This window comes from Nostoc sp. (assembly GCF_036916735.1).
Classification (GTDB): Bacteria; Cyanobacteriota; Cyanobacteriia; order Cyanobacteriales; family Nostocaceae; genus Nostoc.
The window spans coordinates 26,175-51,254 of the sequence record NZ_JBALFV010000014.1 but is presented as its reverse complement, the minus strand read 5'-3'; the positions used below and the strand labels follow the sequence as shown (position 1 = coordinate 51,254).

Genomic DNA, 25,080 nt, shown 5'->3' with positions numbered 1-25,080 from the left:
TCTCAGGCTAATGCTGGTACAGGAATTTCCAGGTGAGGATATAAGGGGAAGCGATCGCACAATACTGCTACCCGTTGCCGACAATCTTGGGTTACTACGTCGGAATCTGGAGAAAGCAGGCGATCGCTAATAATATTTGCAATCTCGGTAAATTCTGCTTCTCCTAAACCTCGCGTGGTCATTGCAGGCGAACCTAACCTTAAACCACTGGTAACAAATGGGGATTGCGGATCAAAGGGAATAGTATTTTTATTAGCAGTAATATTCACGGTACTAACTAGCTGATCTGCCTGTTTACCAGTTAGACCGACAGAGCGTAAATCCACGAGGATTAAATGGTTATCAGTGCCATTTGAGACTAGCTTTAAACCCCGGTTTTCTAATTGATCTGCCAAAGCACGAGCATTTTCAATCACTTGGGCAGAATAGGTTTTAAACTCAGGCTTTAGGGCTTCTCCAAAAGCTACTGCCTTACCAGCAATAACGTGTTCCAATGGCCCACCTTGGCTGCCAGGAAAAACAGATTTATCTAGCTTTTTACCTAGTTCTGCGTCGCTGGTCAAAATTAAACCACCTCTAGGGCCGCGTAGAGTCTTATGTGTAGTTGTTGTCACTACATGACAATGAGGAATGGGATCGGGATGAAGACCACTAGCAACTAAACCAGCAATATGGGCAATATCGGCAAGTAAGTAAGCGCCGATTTCATCAGCAATACTACGGAACTTTTCAAAATCAATTATACGAGGATAAGCTGAATAACCACAAATCAAGAGCTTAGGACGCTCCCTCAGCGCCAGCTCCCGAATTTGATCGTAGTCAAGTTGTTCTGTTTGTTGGCTGACGCCGTAGTGGCTAACTTGGAACCACTTACCTGAGACATTTACAGGTGAACCGTGGGTGAGATGTCCCCCATGAGACAAATCCATCCCCATAATTTTGTCTCCTGGTTCCAACAGCGACAGGAACACTGCAAAATTGGCTTGTGCACCAGAATGAGGTTGCACATTCGCATGAGCAGCACCAAATATCTGTTTAGCACGATTGATCGCTAGTTGCTCGATTTTGTCGATATACTCACAACCGCCATAGTAGCGTTTACCAGGTAATCCCTCGGCATATTTATTTGTCAGTACTGAACCTTGAGCCGCCAGTACAGCAGCAGAGGTAAAGTTTTCGCTAGCAATCAACTCCAAGTGATCTCGTTGACGCTGTAGTTCGTCGTTGATTAACTCCGCGATCGCTGGATCGGTGGAGGTAAGAAAGTCTGAGTTAGTCTTAGTCACTTCAATTATCCTTATGGAAATTTGTACAACGGCTGATTTTGGTTGGTGCAACACCTAAAGTCTACTTTCAAGAGTTTATAGCCCAAAGTCTATAGTTCAATGATTTTTGACTGCTCTACAGAGGCGATTAATCGTCTCCGTACTATTGAGGTTTATTTGTGCCAACTTATCTATTATTAGACGATTAATTATCATAACGTTGCTTTTTGAAGCTGCGCTAAATAAAGCTTGTTGCGACGCCGAATAGCCCGCACTTCGACATGGTTCGACTCCGCTCACCAGCCGCTCAGTGACCATCGGACACATCGTCCCTCTGTGGGACAAAAAGCTGAACGCTTCGGTAATTGACTGTGCGTAATACAACGCTGGCAGAAGATAGCTACGAAGTTCTACGCTCGTATCTAAGGGTTGTTTACTGAAGTTTTAGCCCCATCGCCGAAAGTTTGGCAGGTTATGTTGTAAATGAATGTATTTTTAAGGATGTGTTTTCTGGCGTTAATGCTGGAAGATTAATTGTTGTGATTGCTGGTACTGCTAGAACCGCAGATATACTTGCAAATGCCTTATGTTGATTAAAATAGTCGAAAATTTAAGATCCAGCCATACTACCGAATGCTTGAGGGATAGTCTACGTATGCTCCTCACTTTACCATCAACAATTTACTCTAGTCAATTCGCTATGAATTTAGGCACAGCTGTACTAAGCATTAAATAATTATGTAAAAGCGATCGCTCGTAAAAATTACAAGTTAAAAAATTTGTTGTAATAAGTCATTGATCAAAAGATGTGATCACCCAGATACCAAATTAAAAGGGAATCAGGTTAAGCAATAAGGGTGGAGAGAAACAATTATTTATCTCCACCCTTATTGCTTTCCTCCATCTAAGCAAGAAGTTTAATTTATTGAAAGCGACGGGAAACTCTATCCCCAGACTTGGTCTTGCTACGCATTCCGTGGGTGGATGAGGTTGTTCCCCCCGTCGCTTGGGCCAAACAAACAGGGCATTGGTAGTTTCTTGCCCATGCCCCATACTTCAACTTACCTCGGCTTTGCTTGGCACGAGTCGCTCAGTACAAGTGCCCTATTTCCCATGCCCAAAAACTCCAGAGAGCAAGTGGTATGGAGTTTTTTATATATCCCTCTTGTGCTTAAAAGGCGACAGCTTGGGCTGTCCCCTTGAGCTGGATTGTTGTATAAGTTTGTTGCTGCCCCTGGTTGAATTGAGAAATTACAGAAAAGCGGTTTTTTGTGGTGATTCCTTTAGTTTCAACTTTTGCTCCGTTGTTATTTCCAAGGTTTACACGAGGTATGAGCAAGGTAAATGTGGTGTTGCCAGCATCTACTGTCTTTTTAATAGTCACAGTTACTAGCGTACCGATTTCCGTATCTACAGTACGGATCTCATCTCCCGTAAAGTTTAATGTCTGTTTCTGCTCTTGATAGTTGAAAAGGGGCTTACCAGTAAAGCTTGACGTTGAGTAATTAACACTGACTTTATTGCCATTTGAATTATACCCTGTAAAATTATACAAGTTCGGTGTTCTTACGACTTGGGCATGAGATTGTAATACAGGGATTGCGGCTAAGGTTATACCTAATGTCAATGATGTAATTAAGTTTCTTGTTTGCATATTTCAATAAGTTATTGCTAGTCTGACCGTGCCAATTTCAGATTTTAGATTTTAGATTAAAAATGATTTCGGTTCATTCCCCGCCCTTTGTGGGCAGAACAAATCCAAAAGGCACTCTCTACAAAACGCTGCGCGTAGCAAGATCCTTATAAAGATACGCAAACTCGCTCTAAGCAAAGTTATGCTGTTTGCGTTCGCGTCTCATATAAGAAAAGGTTTTACGCTGCGCCATCGGCAATCCAAAATCTGAAATCTAAAATTGTTTGCCGAAGATATCTACCCTGATGGGATGACAAGGAATGGAACCAATCTTAAAAGTGGATATTCCGCAAAACTTTTCAAATAAAACACATTGTAATTGTTATTAACATAATTATAATAAATTGTAATAGTATATAAAGCTACATTTATCTTGAAAATAGAGAATAAGTGGCAAGGAATAAAAAAAGGGATTTTTATACCCTTTTTGTAGGCTATTGGTCGTAAATGTCTTGCAAATAGGTCAACTAAAAAACCGACTATTACGGGATAGCGGAAATAAAGCTACCATTAAAAATGGTAAAAAAGGCGAGAATGTAAGTCTTTTGACTTCCAGAAGGCGATACTAAGGTTTTGTTTTATAATTAGAAATTTTGCATACCCCATTGCTTATGAAGCTACGTTCATATATACTCGTAGGTTTTTTTCTTAGCCTTTTGCTAAGTATTGTGCCTTTTTCGGGCAATTTCACCAATGGTGCAACACCAACAGCAGTCGCACCTGTATCTGCTGTTTCATTCACCCAAGGGGTACAAAAAACGGTATTAGACAACGGCTTAACAGTGCTAACTAAAGAAGTCCATACCGCTCCAGTAGTGAGCGTACAAGTTTGGTATAAAGTTGGCTCACGTAATGAGGTTAAGGGACAGAATGGCATTTCTCACCAGCTAGAACATTTAATGTTCAAGGGTACAACTGACCGTCCTGTGCAGTTTGGCAGGTTATTTAGTGCCTTGGGTAGCCAGTTTAATGCTTTTACTAGTTATGACGAAACAGCTTATTTTGGCACTGTGCAACGAGACAAACTCGAAGCATTGTTGACACTGGAAGCTGATCGCATGGAAAACTCTTTAGTTGGGCCGGATCAACTCACAAGTGAAAAGCGGGTGGTGATCTCCGAGTTACAGGGGTACGAAAATTCACCAGGCTATCGTCTGAGTCGGGCAGTGATGCAAGATGCTTTCCCTAATAGAGCCTATGGCTTACCTGTGGGAGGCACAAAAGCAGATGTACAGAAATTCACGGTGGAGCAGGTGCGGAATTATTACCAAACCTACTACAGCCCAGAAAATGCCACATTGGTGATTACAGGGGATTTTGCTACAGAACCTGTACTGAAAGTTGTTAAAGAAACTTATGGAAAGTTGCCCAAACGAGCCAAGACGGCTGTGGCTAAAAATTCCCCCCAGGTGACTGCTTCTACCTCTGCTGCGAAAAAAGCACCGATTGTCCTCAAGCAACCTGGAAGTGCAGCACTACTGCAAGCAGTGTATCCTCTGCCAGATATCAAGCATCCTGATGTCCCAGCAATTGATGTGATGGATGCCATCCTTACAGGCGGACGTAGCTCTAGGCTTTACCAAGCTTTGGTGGAATCTGGACTCGCTAGTTCAGTGAATGGCAGTGCTGCCGAACTGATCGAACCAGGTTGGTATGAAATTAATGCTACGGCGGCTCCAGGTCAAGAGTTAGAGAAAATTGGCCAAGTGCTTCAGGAATCTTTAGCAAAATTGCAAGAACAGCCAGTTACTACTGAAGAATTGAACCGGGCGAAGACGCAACTGCAAGCCTCGTATATCTTGGGTAACCAAGACATTACTAGTCAGGCAACCCAGCTGGGATATAACCAAACAGTAGCCGGCGATTATCGTTTTATTGAACAGTATTTGGCTGCGATCGCAAAAGTCACCCCAGCCCAAGTACAGAAAGTAGCAAAAACTTACCTGAATCCAGCCAAACAAACCATCGGCTTCTTTGAACCAACTCAACCAGATGGTAAACCAGGAACTTCTAGCGCTGGTTCTGGTCGCACAGTAGAAAATTTCAGCCCTGGTAAGCCTGTAGATCCAGCAGAACTGGCTAAATATCTGCCACCTGCCACATCAGCTACAGATTCGAGCAAACAATCATTACCAGAAGAGTTTACCTTAAATAATGGTTTGCGGGTTTTGCTCTTGCGCGATCGCAACCTCCCCACTATTAACCTGAGTGGACAAATTGACGCAGGTAGTGAATTTGACGGCAACCAAAAAGCCGGATTAGCGAATTTGACTGCGGCCAACTTAATGAATGGAACGCAGACTAAAAATGCTCTTACCCTAGCAAAAACCTTAGAAGATCGAGGAGCCGATTTGAACTTCGGTGCCACCCGCGAGGGAGTTAACGTTAGCGGTGAGGGACTTTCAGCGAACCTGCCGATATTGATTCAAACTCTGGCAGATGTATTAGAAAACGCCACTTTCCCAGCCGACCAGTTAGAACTGAGTCGTCAACGGGCACTGACAAGTCTCAAAGTCCAGCTAGATGACCCCAGAGGTTTAGGAAGACAAGTATTTCAGCAAGCAATTTACCCAGAAAATCATCCATTCCACAGCTTTCCCACAGCTGAAAGTTTAAAGAGTATTACTCGTGATGATTTGCTTGGCTTCTACCAGACACATTACCGACCAGATAGCACAACCATTGCCTTAGTGGGAGACTTTGATCCAGGTAAGGTAAAAGCTTTGCTCAATCAGGCATTTGGCAAATGGTCAGCCACAGGTAAGCCACCTGTTCTCAAAATACCATCCGTGTCATTGCCGGAAACTTTGACACGTTTAAACAAAGTGATACCTGGTAAGTCTGAAGCTGTTACCTATATCGGCTACAACGGTATCTCACGGAAAGACCCACGTTATTATGCAGCACTAGTACTGAATCAAATTTTGGGTGGTGATACCTTAGCGAGTCGCTTAGGTACGGAAGTGCGCGATCGCCAGGGTCTAACCTACGGTATCTATAGTGGTTTTGCTGCCGGAATCAATCCCGGCCCGTTCTTGATTCAGATGCAGACTGCTCCTCTTGATACCCAAAAAGCGATCACCAGCACTCTCGCTTTACTCAAACAGTTGCGCGAACAAGGAGTGACTGAGGCTGAATTCAACGCAGCAAAACGCTCAATTACTAATAGTTATCCTGTGGATTTAGCAAATCCTAGTGATGTATCAAGCATCATTTTAGATAATGCTGTCTTAGGACTTTCACGATCAGAAATCCGAGACTTTCCCCAGAGGATACAAGCAGTCACAATGGCTCAAATGCAACAGGCAATTGAAGATTTAATTAAGCCGCAAAATCTGATAATTGTCACTGCTGGCCCTGGAGAGACTGTACTCAAGGGCAGCTAATTACCTCAAGCTAAACACAAAGGTGCTAAAGTTTACTTTAGCACCTTTGTGTTTAGCTTCATACCAATTAAAAAACCGTTATACACTTCGTGTATAGCGGGAGTCTCCTAGAGGTATTAGATTAATTATTTTTTGGAAAAATAATGATGAAAATTAGTATAAAATCCTTCAGCAGAAAGCCTATTCTTCCAGAGTTTTCGGCATTCATGCTGCAAATCTAAGAATTCTTGGTCTGAAATATTGCTATGGAATTCAGCCACTTTCTCTGCAATATTTGGTATCTCTTTCTCATCTATCCATACGCAATATTTTTTCCAATCAATTGTAGAATCGTCAGGTAAAACGCAGTCTGTATCAATAAAAATTGGAATACGACCACAACTGAGGACTTCATATAGTCGAATAGAATAGTTTGCAGAACCACGACAGCACAAAATATAATCGCTATCAACCATATTTTTCACATATTCATCACGAGCCTTCTGTCTTGACTTTACATCTTGTATAGTTAAAAATGCTAATTGGTCTCTGATGATGAAGTTTGTATTTACTAAAGAGGGGTTTTCTGTAAGTACTTTCAGAGCTAGACTACGCAAAATTTGTCCTTTATAAGGCGAGACTCCAAACTCTAATGATTTGGTTAACATTGCCCCATGAAATAAAACCGTTTTTAGTTTCTTTTCCCATGAATCTGTCATTGCTAGGCCACAAAATCCAACAACAGGCTTCTCAGATTTATGCCTGACAGACATTTGACCTCCTAAATATTCTTCAACAAAATCTTCAGTAAAAGAAGGCATAATAATATCATTTTGCCTCTTTTTCGACCGATATACTGCCATCCGAAATACTGTTGCATTCTTGACAGTAATTTCTTCAGTGCAACAATCACCCGCAAAAAAAATAACTAATTCTTTGCCGCTATTAGCTACTTTTTCTGCAAATTCAATAGATATGCTTTCTGCTTCTTTATTAATTTTACTTCTCCAACTCTCTCCTCTGATCGCTCTCCAGTTTATAGGCATGACAACTAAATCAGCTTCCTGTAGCGAAGTCATTTTAAAAAGAGAATTACTTATCTCTATATACTTGCTATACAATCTAGACCAAGAGTATTTTTCAGTAGGGATAAATTCTGTCCAAAAAGGATAAAGTATTGGAACTGGCTCTATTTGTTTAGGAAGATAACTTTTATCAGAATAAATACTTAATTGCATACTTTAACCTAAGTTATGGTTAGTTGAATGACTAATATCAATTTAATGTCAAGCTGCATTACATCAGTAACTCTCTATTCTTGACGCTCTTCTTTAACGAGACGATACGCGTTAGCAAAGTTTTTTTGCAGAGAAGGCGTACTTGGCGGTTCGTTTAATATTTTGTGCATCTTCATAAAGAATTAATATAAAAAATTCTATGATAAATTTAATTAGTTGAAAACAACCTTTGGATTGACTTATTTTTATATTTCTATGCTAAGAAAATATACTTAAGATGATGTTAAGATGATGTTAATAAATTGAGACCGCAGTGGGACAGTTCTTGTTGGGAGCAAGGGAGAGGGTTTGCAGCTTTTTTCTTTTTTTAACAATGAAAATAGTGCAACTTGTAGGCGCAACAGCTTAAAATTATTAGCCGCAAAAAAGCTCGAAGCCTAGTCTGGATAAAGCATTACGAAATAGGCAATGCCTGTGTGTGTAACAGTTTAGCTATCGCAAAGCTTGTGATAAATGCGGGAGAAAACCCGTGCGTTCGCCCTACCCTTAATACCAATTCTTTAAAATAAGGCAACAAATGGAAGCCATGAAAGTCTTACTAAATCTTAGTTTCTTAATTGCAAATTGCGTTAGTGAGGTACGAGCGTCATTGCGAATCGCTATAACCCCCCTTTTTAGGTTTGTGAACATAGTGTAATCCAGCATATACCTGTGTTAATTAAGCTGCACTCACTTCACCAAATTTTGTCAAGAATCTAAATGCCTTCAAAATATAACTAGCGCAATCTCTAGGAGAAGTATTGTAAAACGATCGCCACGCACTCGCCTTATCCTCGTCATATCGTTCGCTGCGATGAGTATGGTTTTCCAGCCATGCCAATCGCACTGCATGGCCAATCAACACATCCAACACAATATATTCTTCAATTTGCAGCTTGGGATTATTGGCAGCGATCGCTCCTAATTCGATTAATGCTTCAATATTAACTTGGCGATATTCTGGAGCTTCGATTTTATTCAGCAAATGCTCAACTAACAGAGCAAAATTTCTTTCACCTGCTGTCATTTCCGACAGCATTATCTCACTATCTAAACGATTGCGGCGCTCTAATTTATCGCCAATCACTAAACCTTTGCAATGTTGCATTAATAGCCAAACTTGCTTAAAAAATTCTTTTGGTACGCGCCCTGTCGCACCCTCGGCTTGGCGAAACCGTCGCCAACCGCCTGGTGGAACTTCTATTCCTTCTCCTATTGTTGGTGACACTACCCAAGCAATATCACTTTCTTTTTGTTTGACGTGCAGTGATTCTTGCTGGCGTAACAAGTTACTCATGCCAGTATATCCAGTTAATACCTGACGCAAGCGCACTTTAACTTCAAAGGGAGAAAGTTGCATTAAGCGATCGTAAGCTTCATCTTGAGTGACATGCAGTTCCCGTGCTAGTTCGCTGGTGATTAATAAGATGAGATAGCCGAGTCTCAGCGTTAGTAGTCCCTGAAATAGTTTGGGTTCTGAGCGAATTAAAATGCCAATATAGATTAAAATCTCTTGAGTGAGGACGCGATCGCGTATATCCTCACGACAAAAATGATTAATTTTATCGGCAATTTCATCGTGAGACATGGGTACGCTAATCAAGGACGCTTCACTGTAAGCTTTACCCACAGCAATTTGCTTACCTCGCACTAAAATACTCGTGACTGCATCTGATAGGCTAATATCAACCATTTGCCGTAACCCCGCAGCCCGACGCACTACTGCCCAAATGCCTAAATCTCCGGCTTTGGTGTAAACTTCATCTAGTAAATTGGCTACGGTGACAGGATATCCTGGGCCACCATACCCAGTATCAAATTTCATTCCCTGCAAGCGAGTTAAAGTTTGCAATAACTCAATTTGCTCGTAGATATTCTCTGATGAACGCAAATAAGAAAGTAATAATCCCAAGTTAGTTTCATACTCCATTTGAAATTCTTGGGTATGTCCTAAACGCCAGTTTTTATCAGGATGATAAGCTAGATAATAGCAATGTGGGCTGGCATTTTTGACTGGCGATCGCGAAAATTCTGCATTTGGCAGAAAATCAATTCTTTGGATTCCTGCTGTTAGCATTAGCTGATTTAGCCGCCCTAATTTTACCCGCACACCGTTACAAACACCATCTTTGAGTTCTTGCATCAGTTCTAGTAATGCTTTTGAACCTGCTTCTAACATGGTGTGCGTTAACATTAAAGTCAGAGTCGGACGTCCTAAATCACTCCAATATTTTTGAATGTAAGCTAGTTCGCTTCTAATTTGATCCAGCAAAAAATGGTAATCAAGGGTTAAGTAAAACTGTTGAGAATCTGAAAATGAAGGCAAAAATACAATTGTTTCACCGCTAATCCGAAAGATTCTAGATGTTGTCAAACTCCGCAGCCGCCGCACTGGCCGCCCAGTTAAACCAAGTTTATTGTTACGTCCGATTTGGGTATAAATAGCAGAAAATTCTCCAGCTTTTCTCACTTGAATCGGTTCTACTTGGGCGGGTGTTTGCGCTTCAATTCCATGAACTTCTAGTTTCGTCTGTAAATCTTCATCTTCTGCTAACAAGGCAATTTGTACCAATGCCTCACGCTGTTTGCCAACACACAAATGTCTTCCCAAAGGGTCAATATCACCAACCGCTATTAAACCTTCACTCAACATTTCACCGAGAAAATATAAACTCTGCGCCCATACCAAAGGAATATTTTCATTGGGCAAACGTGGTTGCGTTTGGGGTGATAACTTTTCTGCTTCGATGTTTTCTGCCAGAACATAATAAAGTTCTGGCAATAAACGCAAACCATCTTGTTCTATGAGTAATGATTCTAAAAGCTCTTGGTATTTTTTAACTTGTTCTTGTTCGCCACGAAATAATCCATCTAGAACTAAATAAGTGAAAAATAACGGCCATTCGCATTCAATATGCTCAAATTGCTTGAGTTCCCACGGTTCGTAGTGCAAGCGCTGATGATCTTCTAAAATGGTTTGGTGTCCATCGCGCAGAAAACGTTTGCAGCCGTATTTACCAGCGAGTTTATTGATAATATCGTTGAGAGTGCGATCGCGTAACTCCAAATCTTCTACCGCAAAGGCAGGATAACTAATAATACTTAACAGCGCCGCATCAATTTCTTTGGAACCAGATTCTCTCGGTAATAGTGATTCTAAAGTAATTCGGGCACGGGCAATTTCATCTGGTAGCACATGAATTACCGATGCTTGACTACCACGCACACCAAACAAATCCAGTCCATTGATAGCTTCTAAAGCAGCTTTTGCCATGCCTACAGAACTGGCATTTAACTCAGCACTACCACGATTAATTTTATTACCACGTTCCCAAATGCCGTAATCTGGTGTGCGGTAAGCTCGTCCAATATAATAAACTAAATTTTGGACGAAATTCACTTCATCAATTGTATAAATTATTTGCAATCCTGCTGCCGTCATTTGCGCCAATATCAGCAAAAATATAGATGTGGCATCAAGTTGCAAATGTCCCCATTTGTCATCACCAACAACAATGTCACCAGTCGCGGTATTATATTTGGCGTGCAGTCCATCCAGTAGCGATTGAGTATGTTTAAATGTCTCTACTTTATGAGCCTGTCGCATCATTGCAAACAGCAACCCTCGCATCAGTTTGATGACGCTGTGTTCTAGTTCATAGGTGCGTCCTTCGTCGTCGTCAATCTTGCGGTATGCAAGTCCTAAACCCCAAACTGCCAAAATGCTGTAAACATTGTCTCGCACCCAGGCATCAGTATAATCGCCGTGGGCTGTAATCGCTGTACTCGCAGGTAACAAACCAGTAATCGGATTCTGGCGAGTCAGTACGATCGTTTTAATTTGCTGGTAGTAATAGTCCAAGCGAGATAGCAATTTGGTAGATGTTTTCATGGTTTGGTTTAAAACAACTTGCAAAATTTGACCCTATGGCTGTGAAGCAAATTATCTAAACCAAGCCAGAATAAGTTCTGTAATGGTTGATGGGACAACAGCTAAGGGTGTGTGAGTTTTTTATTATCTCCTGTTAATACGCTTCTGGGTACTGAATTTTAGCGATCGCAAACGAAAATACGATATTTGTTCAAATCTTCATCACTACTTATGTAGAGTTTATACCTGTCTTCACACGATTTCTGTTAATTCTAAAGAAGGATCAAAAATCTTTCAAAAGAGGCAACATTAGGTAAAAAAATCTTGACTAAATTATAGGTATAAAAACCTTTTAACATAAGAAAAGTTTGTAGAAAAGGAAATTAATTATGTCTCTGCGTTACAACGAAAATCATGCTCCCTTGGTAAAAGTTGTTTACTCCCAAGTTAAAGTTAACGGCAAAATTGAGTTAGTACCATTGGAGCTATACGCTGATGGTACGCTTAAGCGGTCTATTGGATGATAATTATAAATTAAGGGTTAGAAACTATCTATTGTCAGTTTTTTCTTGAAAGCTATTAGCTCTTTGACTCTAGATAAGTTAAGTGAACATCTGGCAAATGTAGGGTTATTACCGATGTTTGGTTTTCCGACGTGGGTGCTATCGCTTTACACCCGCTTTCCTGTACGCCCAATGACCGCCAACAGTGGATTAGATCAGAAGCGATCACCAAAGCTCAAACACCTTATCGCAACTATGAAGTGAAACCTTAACGTATTTCTGATTCTCCATCATCCAGATAACTATGCATAAAGTTGCTTGATATAAAATATTGCTTGTTAATGTTGTAAATATTTTAACTGTATAAAGTTTGCAAAAAAAATCTTTGATTGGCAAGACACATAGCTTATAGCAATAGTAAAATCTACTTTAAGCTAGACAAAAATTACCTAAGTTTCGGGGTAATTAAATTAAATATTAGTAGCAAATACTACAATAAATAAGTGATAATATTCAGTATCTCCCGGAGAGCGCTATTCCGGGTTAGGATGATGACTAGCGATGCCTTAATTTTAGATATCGATATTGATTTGTTGAAATTTTATGGGCAATAGTCCACCAGATGGCAGTATCAACCTCCTCTGATCTGGCGAGGAAGTCTCCCAGCGCGGGGGAGACTTAGGAGATATAATCATGCTGACACAAGATATTCGTGATTTGCTGACTGATACTACCGATTTAAACCAGTTGAAATGGGATTTAAATCGCTTGCAACCTGTGGATGTGGGAGACTACATTACACAATTGCCTGAAAAACAACGCGCGATCGCATTCCGTTTACTCAACAAAGCTCAGGCAATTGATGTATTTGAATATCTGCCAACAGAAGTGCAAGAAGAACTAATTAATTCTCTGCATGATGTCCAGGTAGTGCAGCTTGTAGAAGCCATGAGTCCCGATGAACGGGCAGAATTGTTTGATGAACTACCTGCTGGGGTAATCAAACGGCTATTGCAAGAACTGAGTCCAGAAGAAAGGCAAGCAACAGCAACGATTCTCGGCTATCCAGAAGGCACGGCTGGGCGGGTGATGACAACCGAATATGTCCGGTTGCGCCAAGGATTAACTGTAGGTGAAGCCTTAAGCAAGATCCGCCGTCAGGATGAAGACAAAGAGACGATTTACTACGCCTACGTCACAGATGACAATCGGACGCTGGTGAGAGTAGTTTCATTGCGCCAATTGCTGTTTACCTTTCCCGATGTTTTCATCAAGGATATTTCTAGCGATCGCGTCATCAAAGTTAGAACCGAAACTCCCCAAGAAGAAGTGGCGCGAATCATGCAGCGCTACGACTTAATCGCTATCCCCGTAGTTGATCGAGAAGACCGATTGGTAGGCATTGTCACTATTGATGATGTCATGGATATTTTAGAAGAGGAAGCTACAGAAGATATCCAAAAACTGGCGGGTGTCAGTGGTGATGAAGCAGCTTTATCTTCTCCCTTACTTACCATCCGTAACCGCTTACCTTGGCTATTGGGCATCATGGCACTATATATTGGTGCAGCCAGTGCGATCGCACCTTTTCAATCTGTAATTGCCGCAGTGCCAGTTCTAGCAGTAATCATGCCGATTTTTTCTAACACTGGTGGTACTGTTGGGATTCAATCATTAACGGTGACAATCCGTGGCTTAGGAGTAGGAGAAATAACATCCAAAGATACCTTAAAAATTCTCCGCAAGGAAATTCTAGCTGGTTTAGGTACAGCCGTAGCTTTAGCCGCAACAATGTTCTTGCTTTCCTTAATTTGGGCGCGACCCCAAGAACGATGGGTGGCTTTAATTGCCGGAATAGTAATGGCAACTAATACAATCGTGGCTGTTACACTCGGCACTTTACTGCCAATGGGTTTGACACGGCTGAAGCTTGACCCTGCTTTGGTTAGTGGCCCATTAGTGACTACAATGCTAGATACAATTGGGTTTTTAACCTTCCTCAGCCTAATTTCTCTAGCTTTAAACGTTTTCCATTTACCAACTTGAAAAGATTGGGCATTGGGCATGGGGCATTGGGCATCAATTGTCCCTTCATCTCCCTCATCTCCCCACTCCTTTATACAGACGTGATTAATCGCGTCTCTCCCCACACCCCAAATTCTATGCCTACTACCACTTGGAATCGTCATCACATTCTTTCCCTAGCTGACTTCACGGTGGCTGAATACGATACAGTTTTGCAAACTGCTGCCAGTTTTCAAGAGGTGCTATCGCGGCGGACGAAGAAAGTACCAACCTTGCAGGGACAGGTGGTGGCGAATTTATTTTTTGAATCGTCTACCCGCACTCGCAGCAGTTTTGAACTCGCCGCGAAACGCTTAAGTGCAGATACACTGAACTTTGCCGCAGCCACATCTTCTATGACTAAGGGAGAAACAATTCTCGACACGGCGAAAACTTATTTGGCTATGGGAACTGATATTATGGTAGTCCGCCATCGAGAGGCAGGAGTACCGAATGCGATCGCAGCTGAAATGGATCGTTTAGGTGTACGAGTTAGCGTCCTCAATGCTGGTGATGGTCAACATGAGCATCCTTCCCAAGCACTGCTAGACTTATTTACCATTTGTACTCTAATTGATCCAGCTAGTCCCCGACTAGAACTTTTAAAGGGGAAAAAGATTGCCATTGTTGGGGATATTCTCCATTCTCGTGTGGCGCGATCAAATATTTGGAGTTTAATTGCCAGTGGTGCCGAAGTGCATCTGGCAGCCCCACCCACCCTCTTACCCAAATTATTTGCCGAGTATATCTTGGAAGAGGCAGGAGTCAGAAATCAGGATTTTGTTATCTCCTCATCCCCCACTCCCGTTCGACTACACTCACGGCAAGCCCAGTCCCGTTCGGCTACGCTCACGGCAAGCCCACTCCCGTTCGATTACGCTACTTCGACTACGCTCAGTACAAGTCACGGCAAGCCCACTCCCCAACTATTTCTACATTGGCAACTAGAACCAGCTTTGCAAAATGCCGATTTTGTCATGACTTTGCGCCTGCAAAAGGAACGTATGACAGCTCATTTACTGCCAAGTTTGCGAGAATATCATCAATTATTTGGCATTACCCGCACAAAGTTGCAACTTTGTAAACCTAATGTCAAAGTTTTGCATCCAGGCCCAGTTAACCGTGGTGTCGAAATTAGTTCTGAATTGATGGATGACCCAGAATTTAGTCTTATTCAATCGCAAGTTACCAGTGGTGTTGCCGTTCGCATGGCGCTGTTGTATTTGATCGCAAGCAGTAAGGTCTAAGGAATTTAACTGTCACATTTACTTGATTTACCTACTGATTATATCGGTGAATAATATCTGAAATTACCTATAAAAGGCGATCGCTCAAAATGCCAGCATCAATCATGCGGTGATATTCGTCAATCGTCCACTTAGCAACAATCACACTCATGACGATTGATTCCTCCCAATGATTCTTGATATTTTCCCATTTTAAAGGTATATCAGGTCTGATTCAGAATCAGTCGATTGATTGAAGATACACACAGTTTGTCTTTAAAAATACTAAAAATTACTTATAGCTACATGCTTTACCAGAATAACTGTGTAGAGGTTGACAAAGCCCTATAAGGGTATCATTCTAGAGTGTTTAGAAGTAAACCACATGAGTAACCACATTAAGAGTTTATGGTAACAGCACAACCTATCACTATTGATTTGTTTGCTGGGGCTGGCGGCTTTGGTCTAGGTTTCGAGATGGCAGGTTTCTCTGTTCCTTTATCCGTTGAGATTGATGCCTGGGCTTGTGATACACTGCGCTACAACTGTCCTAATATGACAGTTATTCAACAGGATATCCGTGATTTAAACACTGTAAGTACCGTTAAGGATATATGTCTCTTCAAGCCAGATATTATTATTGGTGGGCCTCCATGTCAAGGCTTTAGTATTGCCGGACCAGCACAAAAAGATCCTAAAGACCCTAGAAATAGTTTATTTATTAACTTTGCTGAGTGGATATGTTTCCTTGAACCTAAAGCTTTTGTAATGGAGAATGTCAAAGGTTTACTTTCACGCCAAAATATTGAAGGCAGAAAGGTAATAAATATTATTAAAGAAACTTTTGAGAATCTAGGATATTTTGTAGAAGTATGGTCATTAAATGCTGTCGAATATGGTGTGCCACAAATTAGGGAGCGGATTTTTATTGTTGGAAATAAAACAGGAAAAGAATTAGGTATTCCTCCAAAAACACACTCCTTAGATTTATTGCATGTAAATAGCTCTCAATTATCAATATTTACCCGCACGGATTTACTTCCTGCCATCAGCTTGTGGGATGCTATATCAGATTTACCACCACTGAATGCACATGAAGGTGAAGAGGAACAACCTTATATTTCAGAATCTCTCAATAACTATCAAAGCTGGATCAGGAATAGCAATCAAACACTTTACAATCATGTTGCAATGGATCATTCCCAGAGACTTGTAGAACGCTTCAAACATATTAAATGGGGTGAATCAAGTTCAAACGCACCAAAAGAACATGGGGCTAGACGCCGTAGTGGAAATGGTGAGTTATCTGAGATAAGTTATGACCAGAATAACCGACGTTTAAATCCATATAAACCATCACATACAATAGCCGCTTCGTTTTACGCCAATTTTCTTCATCCTTTCCAGCATCGCAATTTGACAGCCCGTGAAGGGGCACGTGTTCAATCTTTTCCTGACACTTATCGTTTTCTAGGGAAGAAAACTGTTGTATCTCACAAGTTATTACATCGAGAAGAGAGATTCGACGAGAAGTTTCTTTGCCAGTACAATCAGGTAGGTAATGCTGTACCACCTATTCTTGCTAAAGCGATCGCACTTCATCTTCAAGATAAATTAGAGCTATGCCCAAAAGCGATAGGAATCCTTTAGTTCACGGCTCTAATCTTGAACAAAAGGAGAATCACCGCACAAAATACAGAAATGTTGAGAGTAAAAAATATCTCAGTGAGATTAGAACTGAGTATGATAAGTGGCGTTCAGCTAATCTCGAATTAGTTGGCCCTACATCAACACCTACTGATCAAGATGACGCAATTATTGCTACTAGGGTAGAACTTCTATCAAAATATAAGGACTTTTTAGACCAGCAGCACTATGCTGAGAAGTTTGATTCTAGATCGAACCTTCACTCTAGCGTGGTGGAAGAATTTCTCTACTATCTGTTTAAAGATTTAGTAAGAGACTTTGGAGAAAATGCTCTCATCGGCAAATCACATACATTCAAAGATATTTTCTTTGTGCCGCCAAAATACTCTGAGATGCTGAAGCGACCGTATGCACGTATTGAAAAGAAAGATCATGACTTTGTAATTGGAGCGACTATTCAAGTATCATTTGAAGCAGCAACACCACCAGAGAAAGATGAAAATCCTGGTGAAATACTCCCACTTATTAAAGAGGAACCGGAAAACTACTCTGAAGTTACAGTTACGGGAAACACCGAAACGCACATTTTCGATATTCCAGTTGTTGCAATTGAATGTAAAACATATCTCGATAAAACTATGCTCGAAGGTTCATCACGAGCAGCAGAGGACTTAAAGGCGAGAAATCCAAATAGTTTATATGTTGTACTTATGGAGTGGATCAAGCTGACCAGTGATGTTAATCTTCGGAAATACAAAGTTGATCAAATTTACGTACTACGTCAGCAAAAAAACACTGACCGAGAATTTAGGTATGAAGAAAAATATATTAAAAATTCAATTAACCCAGTTGTAGTTCAACATCTATTCCATAAAGTGCGGAAGCATCTGAAAATGGATTGGACTGGCGGAATTGAACACGGCATAGAGCGTGGGTGGCTAATTGACGAGTAGCTACTGACCTTATTCGGGGTTTGTGACACTTGTGTAAATCACCCATGACTAACGCAAGTGTTCCTTAAGAAGTTTTATTAACAAAAAAAACGGTAAAGGTTTGAATCCCTCTACCGTTTTCCATTATTAACAAAAAAAACGGTAAAGGTTTGAATCCCTCTACCGTTTTCCAATTTTTAATTTGAGACTCAAATCCCAAACCCTAAATCTTACTCAACACCTTGGGGTAACAATTCCCGACGCTGTTGAGAACTAACTTGCACAACGCCATTTTCATCCACATCAACAAGGGCAGTATCGCCATCCTTAATGCGACCAGACAAAATTTCTTCTGCTAGGCTATCTTCTAACAGGCGCATAATTGCCCGACGTAATGGTCTTGCGCCGTAGCTGGGACTGTAACCTTCTTGGATCAAACGATCCTTGAAGCGATCGCTGACTTCTAAGGTGATACCCTTTTCGGTTAGACGACCAAATACTTCCTTGAGCATAATTTCGGCGATTTGTGTCACTTCAGGCTTGCTCAATTGACGGAAGACGATAATTTCATCGAGTCGGTTGAGGAACTCTGGACGGAAGTACTGCTTGAGTTCTTCATTCACCAAGGAGCGAATCCGGTTGTAAGCTGACTCAGTGACATCTTCAGCAAATTCAAAGCCGATACCGCTACCACCTTTTTCAATTACCTTAGAACCAATATTGGAAGTTAAAATCAGCAAGGTGTTCTTGAAGTCCACCGTGCGCCCTTTGGCATCGGTTAACCGACCGTCTTCCAAAATTTGCAGCAGCATATTGAATACATCCGGGTGTGCTTTTTCGATTTCGTCGAACAACACCACCGTATAAGGACGCCGCCGCACGGCTTCGGTCAGCTGACCACCTTCGTTATAACCAACATAACCAGGAGGCGAACCAATCAGCTTGCTGACGGTGTGACGCTCCATGTATTCCGACATATCCAAGCGGATCATTGCTTCTTCCGAACCGAAGAAGTAAGCAGCTAAGGACTTCGCCAACTCGGTTTTACCTACACCAGTGGGCCCAGAGAAGACAAAGCTAGCTATGGGTCGATTGGGATTTTTCAAACCAACACGAGCGCGACGAATTGCCCGTGAAACTGCTTTCACAGCATCATCTTGACCAATTAAACGTTGGTGCAAGGTGTCTTCCATGTGCAGCAGCTTTTCAGATTCAGATTCGGTGAGTTTGTTCACCGGTACCCCAGTCCAGGAAGCGACAATGTGGGCAATGTCTTCTTCTGTAACTACGGGTTCTTCATGTTCAGAGCCAGTTGCATTGGTTTTGCTTTGAGCGATCGCCCGGATTTCGGCTTTGATTTCCATTTCGCGATCGCGCAATTCTCCAGCTTTGTCAAAGTCTTGAGAGCGCACCGCGTCATCTTTTTCTTTTAATATCTGACGCAGTTCTTTGTCTAACTCTTTGGCTGCGGGTGGTAGTTGGGAGTTAATCAAGCGCACTCTAGAACCAGCTTCATCAACTAAGTCGATGGCTTTATCTGGAAGGTAGCGATCGCTAATGTAACGGTCTGACAATTTCGCCGCCGCCACCAATGCTTCGTCGGAGATTTTCAGTTTATGGTGTTGCTCGTAGCGTTCGCGCAGACCATATAAAATTTCAATTGTTTCATCAACTGTAGGTTCGCCAACCATCACTGGTTGGAAACGTCGCTCTAGCGCTGCATCTCGCTCGATGTGCTTCCGGTATTCATCTAGGGTTGTAGCGCCGATGCACTGCAACTCACCCCTGGCCAAAGCTGGCTTGAGGATATTCGCTGCGTCAATCGCACCTTCTGCTGCACCCGCACCAATTAAGGTGTGTACCTCATCAATCACGAGAATGACATTACCCGCAGAGCGGATTTCATCCATGATTTTTTTCAAGCGTTCTTCAAATTCACCCCGGTACTTGGTTCCTGCTACGAGCAAACCAATATCCAAGGTGACGACGCGTTTATCTTCCAGGATGTCAGGGACATCTTTTGTGGCAATGCGTGAAGCTAAACCTTCAGCGATCGCTGTTTTACCAACCCCTGGTTCCCCAATTAGCACTGGGTTATTTTTAGTTCGGCGACCCAATATCTGAATCACCCGCTCAATTTCTTTGGCGCGTCCCACCACTGGATCGAGCTTATTATCCATTGCCATCTGGGTGAGGTTGGAGCCAAATTCATCCAGAGTCGGGGTTTTCGTGCGCCCGGATGAACCGCCTGGTGAAACTTCGGCAGTTTCTCCCAACATCCGAATGACTTGGGTTCTTACCTTAGATAGATCCACACCGAGGTTTTCTAGCACCCTGGCTGCAACGCCTTCCCCTTCGCGGATTAGGCCCAACAGCAGATGCTCGGTGCCAATGTAGTTGTGCCCCAGTTGGCGTGCTTCTTCCAAGGAGAGTTCTAAAACTCGCTTCGCCCGTGGCGTAAACGGAATTTCCACGGCAACAAAGCCTGATCCCCGTCCTATAATTTTTTCAACTTCAATTCGGGCATCTTTGAGATTGACGCCCATTGATTTCAGCACCTTGGCAGCCACTCCTGTGCCTTCGCCAATCAGACCCAGGAGGATCTGCTCGGTTCCGACAAAGTTGTGACCTAAACGGCGGGCCTCTTCTTGGGCCAGCATGATTACCTTAATGGCTTTTTCTGTGAAGCGCTCAAACATGGCTTTATCCCATCATCTGCGGTCGTGCCGGTATGCTGATTTTAGCACAGGCAAAGCTTTTGGATGCCTGTATAACAGATTATAGACATCCTGAACCTATGACTTGGGTTGATGGGCTAATTGTTAACTATTAACTACTCTTATCTGGCTAGTATACTGAGGAGCTTTAGTTCACCAGCCTTTTTGGGATTTATTACAAATAGCTGACTGCTTAGATTAAGGGTTTCTTGACTCAATCCCAAACACTTATATCTAACATATATATTTTTTTAATGTCAAGCAAAAATAAATAATATATATATTATTTATTTAAATTTAATTTTATATAAAATGTTTAAATAAAAATAAGTGTAGCAAAGTAACATTTTTTTGCTGAAGCCGCTCGCAAGCCCCAATAATTTAAGAATAGGACTTACACAAAAAGTGCTAAAAAGCTTAATTTATCAAATTGCCTTCTCTACGAGAGGCTTTTGCCAACGCGTAGCGTCTCGTTAGAGAAGAACCCCAAGAATCGTAGAGTTTGCGTAAGTCCTAAAAAATTAATAATGTCCAACACTTAAAATAATTCATAATTAATAATTACGAATTACGAATTAGTTAAAAAGCAACTGCCAAGAGAATTTTTCAAGGCGATCGCTGACAATGGAATACCATTGGTCTAAAGTTGCTTTAAATTTGGGGTGTTGTAAATCTGGAAGCCAAAGGATCAGGGCATCTTCATCGTTATCTTGGTAGTAACGTCGCCGCCGCCCAGCTGTTTTGAAGCCAAATTTTTGATATAAAGATATTGCCGCCAAGTTAGAAGCTCGAACTTCGAGGGTAGCTCGCTCCATTTTGCGATCACAAGCTGTCTTAATGAGTGAATATAATAAAGCCGCACCCAAACCCTGACGGTGATATTGAGGATGAACCGCCAAAATTGTAATGTGGGCTTCCTCTAAAATAGACCAAAAGCAACCGATTCCTAGCAAACTGGTGCTGGAGGAGGGGGAAAATAAGCCTAATATATCGCTATTGGGACTATCCAATTCTCGTTTGTAGCCCTCCAGAGTCCAAAGTCCACCAAAACAGGCTTGATCGAGTTCCACAATAGCACTGAGATTTTCTAATGTCAGTAATTTAATTTCTAAGTCTAATGAGATCACATTTATTGAATAACGTTACAAACCCTTTGTACACTGGGAATCGGGAGACGAACTCAAAGCCCCTAATTTGAACAAGGAAAACTTTTATAGTTATGGTATCGACTCACCCCACTGGGGTTCAACATTCTGGAAGTCAATATTTACCTCAAAAGCGTGACACCAAGGCAAATCCATCACCTAATCAGGAACTTTTACCCTTAACTGCCAGAGTTCATAATCATGACCTCCTGGAAATTGGTGGGTGTGATGTCACAACCTTAGTTAAGCAGTTTGGTTCACCTTTATATATTTTAGATGAAGAAACCCTACGTTCGGCTTGTCAGCAATACCGAGATGCTTTCAAGCAATACTACAAGGGCGAATCTCAAGTATTGTACGCCTCAAAAGCTTGGAATTGTTTAGCTGTTTGTGCGATCACAGCCTCTGAAGGACTGGGAATCGATGTAGTTTCTGGGGGAGAACTTTACACAGCCTTAGAAGCGGGTGTTAGTCCCAATAAAATTTACCTTCACGGAAATAATAAATCTCGTGAAGAATTAATTTTAGCGATCAAGTCTGGTGTTATCCTTGTGGCGGATAACTGGTATGAGTTGCGTACTCTTGTGGAAATTGCCCAACCTGGTCAATCAATCCGCATCATGCTACGGTTAACTCCCGGTATAGAGTGTCACACCCACGAATATATTCGGACGGGACACTTAGATAGCAAATTCGGCTTTGATCCGAATGATTTAGATGAAGTTTTTACCTTTGTCAGTCAACAACCTGCCCTTAATTGCATAGGAGTACACGCTCATATTGGTTCCCAAATTTTTGAGCGCCAACCGCATCAAGATTTGGCGGCTGTCATGGTGCAGTGGCTGCGGGATGCTGGGAAGTATGGTTTAAATATTACAGAGTTAAATGTTGGTGGCGGTTTAGGGATTAAGTACACAGAATCAGACGATCCCCCTAGTATTGAAGAGTGGGTGAAGGCGATTTGTGAAGTAATTCAAGCAACTTGTGCAGCCGAAAATCTGCCTTTGCCGAAATTACTGAGTGAACCAGGGCGATCGCTAATTGCCACAGCTTGCGTCACCGCCTATACTATTGGTTCATCCAAAGTTATCCCAGAAATTCGTACCTACGTAGCGATCAATGGGGGAATGTCTGATAATCCCCGCCCGATTACTTACCAATCAGTTTATCGGGCAGTAGTTGCCAATAAAATGTCTTCACCCTTAACCCAAACAGTTACAATTGCTGGTAAACATTGTGAATCAGGAGATATTTTGATTCACAATACCCTACTCCCAAAGACTGAACCAGGAGATATTCTCGTAGTTATGGGAACTGGTGCGTACAATTACAGTATGGCATCTAACTACAACCGTTTGCCCCGACCGGCAGCAGTTGTTGTGGCGAATGGCGAAGCAAATTTAATTTTGCAACGTGAAACTTATCAAGATTTAATTCGACAAGATCGTCTACCAGAAAGGCTAAAAAAATAGTCATTTGTCCTTGGTCATTAGGAACCACTGTGTTGCAGTGAGTCCAGCGCTGTAGGCGGGTTTCCCGCCGTAGGCGACTGGCGAACCCAGAGGGGAATTCCCCCCGTTAAAGCAAGTGGCGTTCATTAGCCAGGAACTAATTACTAATGACTAATGACTAAATGTAATTAGAGGCAAAAGTGTAATCCAGATGTCATGAGAGATTGGTGGAAGCAATGGCTGATAAACCTGGGATGGTCACAGTCCTTGCTACTTGGGACTCTGGATGTTGTGTTAGTGCTGGCGCTGACCTACATGATACTAGTCATTATTAGTGAGCGCCGGACATTGTGGATGGTGAGGGGATTCATTATCTTAATGCTAGCCTCTGCACTAAGTGGCAGACTCGGACTACCTCTGCTAAGTTTTGTATTGGAAAAGTTGGTAATTGGTTGTGCTGTAGCGATGGCAGTTGCTTTACAGTCAGAGTTTCGGCGGTTTTTGGAGCAATTAGGACGTGGCGAATTCCGCCAACTGTTTCAACCCGATCGGCTGGCAATCCCCAAATCTGATAGTGTAATTGATGAAATTGTTGAGGCTGTTAAAGAATTGTCAAAAAACCGCATTGGAGCTTTACTAATTGTGGAAACCACAGGACCAATTGATGAGCGAGATTTTTCTGTGCCAGGAGTAAAGCTAAATGCGGAGGTTTCTAAAGAACTAATCCAGACAATTTTTCAACCAAAAACTTTGTTACACGATGGGGCTACATTGATTCGTGGCTCACGGATCATCTCATCGGGTATAATTTTACCACTTTCGGGACGCACAGCCTCGCGCCAGTTGGGAACACGCCACCGGGCGGCAATGGGAATTACTGAGCGGGTCGAAAATTGCATTTGTGTCGTTGTGTCTGAAGAAACGGGTTCCATTTCCTTAGCGGAACGGGGAACCCTAAATAGACCCCTGACGATTAGGAAACTGAAAGAGTCATTAGAAGCTCTTTTGTCCCCAATCGTGGATAGGGAAGCTGTAGCTCCTGGTCTGTTAAGTTTTGTTCATCAGATAGGTGGGAAGACACTAGCACTGGTTTCACGTTTACTCAGATTACCATCGACCGCTTCTCGAGATAAAAAATGACAGCACAACAAACTAAACTGCAAGATTTGCCTACTGACTTAAAACGAGAACTATTGCCGCAGCACGTTGCGGTGATTATGGATGGTAATGGTCGATGGGCTAAACGTCAGGGTTTACCTCGGATTATGGGCCATAAGCGCGGAGTAGATACTCTCAAGGATTTACTTCGCTGTTGTCAGGATTGGGGAATTCAGGCGCTGACGGCTTATGCTTTTTCAACGGAGAACTGGAAAAGACCGCAGGAAGAGGTGGATTTTTTAATGACTTTGTTTCAAAGAGTTTTGCGCCAAGAACTGCGAGAAATGGTCGAAGAGAATGTGCAAATTAAGTTCGTAGGAAATTTGCAGGCTCTCCCACGATCGCTCCAACAAGAAATATCTCGTTCAGTGGAAGCAACCAAAGATAATGGTGGTATCCGGTTTTCAGTAGCAACTAATTATGGTGGACGGCAGGAGATATTACAAGCTTGTCAGGCGATCGCAAAACAAGTCCAGCAAGGTCTGCTAGAACCCGACGAAATTAATGAACAAGTATTTGAAAGCCACTTGTACACAGCCGGAATTATTGACCCAGATTTGTTAATCCGCACCAGTGGAGAAATGCGCCTCTCAAATTTTCTCCTCTGGCAGATGGCTTATGGAGAAATTTACATTACTGATGCCCTCTGGCCCGATTTTGACCGAGCTGAGTTTCATCGCGCCTTGTGTGCCTACCAGCAACGCGAGCGGCGATTTGGAAAAGTGTAAAATAGTACATTTACTAAATCTTTAGGATGCGTTAGCGA

16 protein-coding genes are annotated in these 25,080 nt (G+C 42.1%); 10 read left to right on the top strand and 6 right to left on the bottom strand.

The features are described 5' to 3' along the window. Positions 1-2 precede the first annotated feature (2 nt). Together glyA and V7L20_RS03510 are read right to left on the bottom strand one after the other, a co-directional pair. The gene (gene glyA, locus V7L20_RS03515; protein ID WP_334742735.1) at positions 3-1,286 is read right to left on the bottom strand and encodes a serine hydroxymethyltransferase; all 1,284 of its coding nucleotides are present in this window, start codon (positions 1,284-1,286) and stop codon (positions 3-5) included. Positions 1,287-2,436: 1,150 nt separating this feature from the next. Beyond that, a complete protein-coding gene (locus tag V7L20_RS03510; RefSeq protein WP_334742734.1) occupies positions 2,437-2,919 on the bottom strand; it encodes a hypothetical protein in 483 nt (160 codons plus the stop codon). 650 nt (positions 2,920-3,569) lie between these two features. Between V7L20_RS03510 and V7L20_RS03505 the strand changes: the two genes are divergently transcribed. Continuing rightward, positions 3,570-6,344, top strand: a complete 2,775-nt coding sequence (locus V7L20_RS03505) for a M16 family metallopeptidase (protein ID WP_334742733.1) — start codon at positions 3,570-3,572, stop codon at positions 6,342-6,344. A 125-nt stretch (positions 6,345-6,469) separates the two neighbouring features. On the opposite strand, the gene V7L20_RS03500 is transcribed toward V7L20_RS03505, so the two are convergent. Together V7L20_RS03500 and V7L20_RS03495 are read right to left on the bottom strand one after the other, a co-directional pair. After that, positions 6,470-7,561, bottom strand: a complete 1,092-nt coding sequence (locus V7L20_RS03500; RefSeq protein ID WP_334742732.1) for an exostosin domain-containing protein — start codon at positions 7,559-7,561, stop codon at positions 6,470-6,472. A 718-nt stretch (positions 7,562-8,279) separates the two neighbouring features. Next, positions 8,280-11,492, bottom strand: coding sequence for a glycoside hydrolase family 15 protein (locus V7L20_RS03495; RefSeq protein WP_334742731.1), 3,213 nt, complete (start codon positions 11,490-11,492; stop codon positions 8,280-8,282). Positions 11,493-11,860: 368 nt separating this feature from the next. On the opposite strand from V7L20_RS03495, the gene V7L20_RS03490 reads away from it, so the two are divergent. From V7L20_RS03490 to V7L20_RS03465, 6 genes are all read left to right on the top strand, one after another. Further along, the gene (locus tag V7L20_RS03490; protein ID WP_334742730.1) at positions 11,861-11,995 is read left to right on the top strand and encodes a hypothetical protein; all 135 of its coding nucleotides are present in this window, start codon (positions 11,861-11,863) and stop codon (positions 11,993-11,995) included. Between the two features lie 45 nt (positions 11,996-12,040). Continuing rightward, positions 12,041-12,238: a hypothetical protein gene (locus tag V7L20_RS03485; RefSeq protein ID WP_334742729.1), complete on the top strand. Its 198-nt coding sequence runs from the start codon at positions 12,041-12,043 to the stop codon at positions 12,236-12,238. 429 nt (positions 12,239-12,667) lie between these two features. Beyond that, positions 12,668-14,020 (top strand): magnesium transporter, encoded by a 1,353-nt coding sequence (gene mgtE, locus V7L20_RS03480; RefSeq protein WP_334742728.1) that lies wholly within the window; start codon positions 12,668-12,670, stop codon positions 14,018-14,020. Positions 14,021-14,136: 116 nt separating this feature from the next. Continuing rightward, positions 14,137-15,285 (top strand): aspartate carbamoyltransferase catalytic subunit, encoded by a 1,149-nt coding sequence (locus V7L20_RS03475; protein WP_334742817.1) that lies wholly within the window; start codon positions 14,137-14,139, stop codon positions 15,283-15,285. A 387-nt stretch (positions 15,286-15,672) separates the two neighbouring features. Beyond that, positions 15,673-16,914, top strand: a complete 1,242-nt coding sequence (locus tag V7L20_RS03470; protein ID WP_334742727.1) for a DNA cytosine methyltransferase — start codon at positions 15,673-15,675, stop codon at positions 16,912-16,914. Further along, positions 16,887-17,864, top strand: coding sequence for a Bpu10I family restriction endonuclease (locus V7L20_RS03465; RefSeq protein ID WP_334742726.1), 978 nt, complete (start codon positions 16,887-16,889; stop codon positions 17,862-17,864). Before V7L20_RS03470 ends, V7L20_RS03465 begins: the two co-directional genes overlap by 28 nt. Before the next feature lie 209 nt (positions 17,865-18,073). On the opposite strand, the gene V7L20_RS03460 is transcribed toward V7L20_RS03465, so the two are convergent. Then, positions 18,074-20,542, bottom strand: a complete 2,469-nt coding sequence (locus V7L20_RS03460) for an ATP-dependent Clp protease ATP-binding subunit (RefSeq protein ID WP_334742725.1) — start codon at positions 20,540-20,542, stop codon at positions 18,074-18,076. Positions 20,543-21,135: 593 nt separating this feature from the next. Next, positions 21,136-21,687 carry a ribosomal protein S18-alanine N-acetyltransferase gene (gene rimI, locus V7L20_RS03455; protein WP_334742724.1) on the bottom strand — a complete coding sequence of 184 codons (552 nt, stop codon included), beginning with the start codon at positions 21,685-21,687 and terminating at the stop codon, positions 21,136-21,138. Between the two features lie 92 nt (positions 21,688-21,779). Here rimI and lysA point away from each other — a divergent pair, with 92 nt between their 5' ends. The 3 genes from lysA to V7L20_RS03440 all read left to right on the top strand — a co-directional run bounded on the left by lysA (position 21,780) and on the right by V7L20_RS03440 (position 25,042). After that, positions 21,780-23,177, top strand: a complete 1,398-nt coding sequence (lysA, locus tag V7L20_RS03450; RefSeq protein ID WP_334742723.1) for a diaminopimelate decarboxylase — start codon at positions 21,780-21,782, stop codon at positions 23,175-23,177. A 195-nt stretch (positions 23,178-23,372) separates the two neighbouring features. Continuing rightward, entirely contained in the window at positions 23,373-24,296 is a 924-nt protein-coding gene (cdaA, locus tag V7L20_RS03445) for a diadenylate cyclase CdaA (protein ID WP_334742722.1), read from the top strand. Next, positions 24,293-25,042: an isoprenyl transferase gene (locus V7L20_RS03440; protein WP_334742721.1), complete on the top strand. Its 750-nt coding sequence runs from the start codon at positions 24,293-24,295 to the stop codon at positions 25,040-25,042. Before cdaA ends, V7L20_RS03440 begins: the two co-directional genes overlap by 4 nt. Positions 25,043-25,080 lie beyond the last annotated feature (38 nt).

Coding starts and splice junctions, on each gene's coding strand:
- V7L20_RS03440 (WP_334742721.1), top strand. CDS start 24,293: ATGACAGCACAACAAACTAAACTGCAAGATTTGCCTACTGACTTAAAA.
- V7L20_RS03460 (WP_334742725.1), bottom strand. CDS start 20,542: ATGTTTGAGCGCTTCACAGAAAAAGCCATTAAGGTAATCATGCTGGCC.
- lysA (WP_334742723.1), top strand. CDS start 21,780: ATGGTATCGACTCACCCCACTGGGGTTCAACATTCTGGAAGTCAATAT.
- V7L20_RS03490 (WP_334742730.1), top strand. CDS start 11,861: ATGTCTCTGCGTTACAACGAAAATCATGCTCCCTTGGTAAAAGTTGTT.
- V7L20_RS03470 (WP_334742727.1), top strand. CDS start 15,673: ATGGTAACAGCACAACCTATCACTATTGATTTGTTTGCTGGGGCTGGC.
- V7L20_RS03475 (WP_334742817.1), top strand. CDS start 14,137: ATGCCTACTACCACTTGGAATCGTCATCACATTCTTTCCCTAGCTGAC.
- V7L20_RS03505 (WP_334742733.1), top strand. CDS start 3,570: ATGAAGCTACGTTCATATATACTCGTAGGTTTTTTTCTTAGCCTTTTG.
- V7L20_RS03495 (WP_334742731.1), bottom strand. CDS start 11,492: ATGAAAACATCTACCAAATTGCTATCTCGCTTGGACTATTACTACCAG.
- mgtE (WP_334742728.1), top strand. CDS start 12,668: ATGCTGACACAAGATATTCGTGATTTGCTGACTGATACTACCGATTTA.
- V7L20_RS03465 (WP_334742726.1), top strand. CDS start 16,887: ATGCCCAAAAGCGATAGGAATCCTTTAGTTCACGGCTCTAATCTTGAA.
- V7L20_RS03500 (WP_334742732.1), bottom strand. CDS start 7,561: ATGCAATTAAGTATTTATTCTGATAAAAGTTATCTTCCTAAACAAATA.
- V7L20_RS03510 (WP_334742734.1), bottom strand. CDS start 2,919: ATGCAAACAAGAAACTTAATTACATCATTGACATTAGGTATAACCTTA.
- cdaA (WP_334742722.1), top strand. CDS start 23,373: ATGAGAGATTGGTGGAAGCAATGGCTGATAAACCTGGGATGGTCACAG.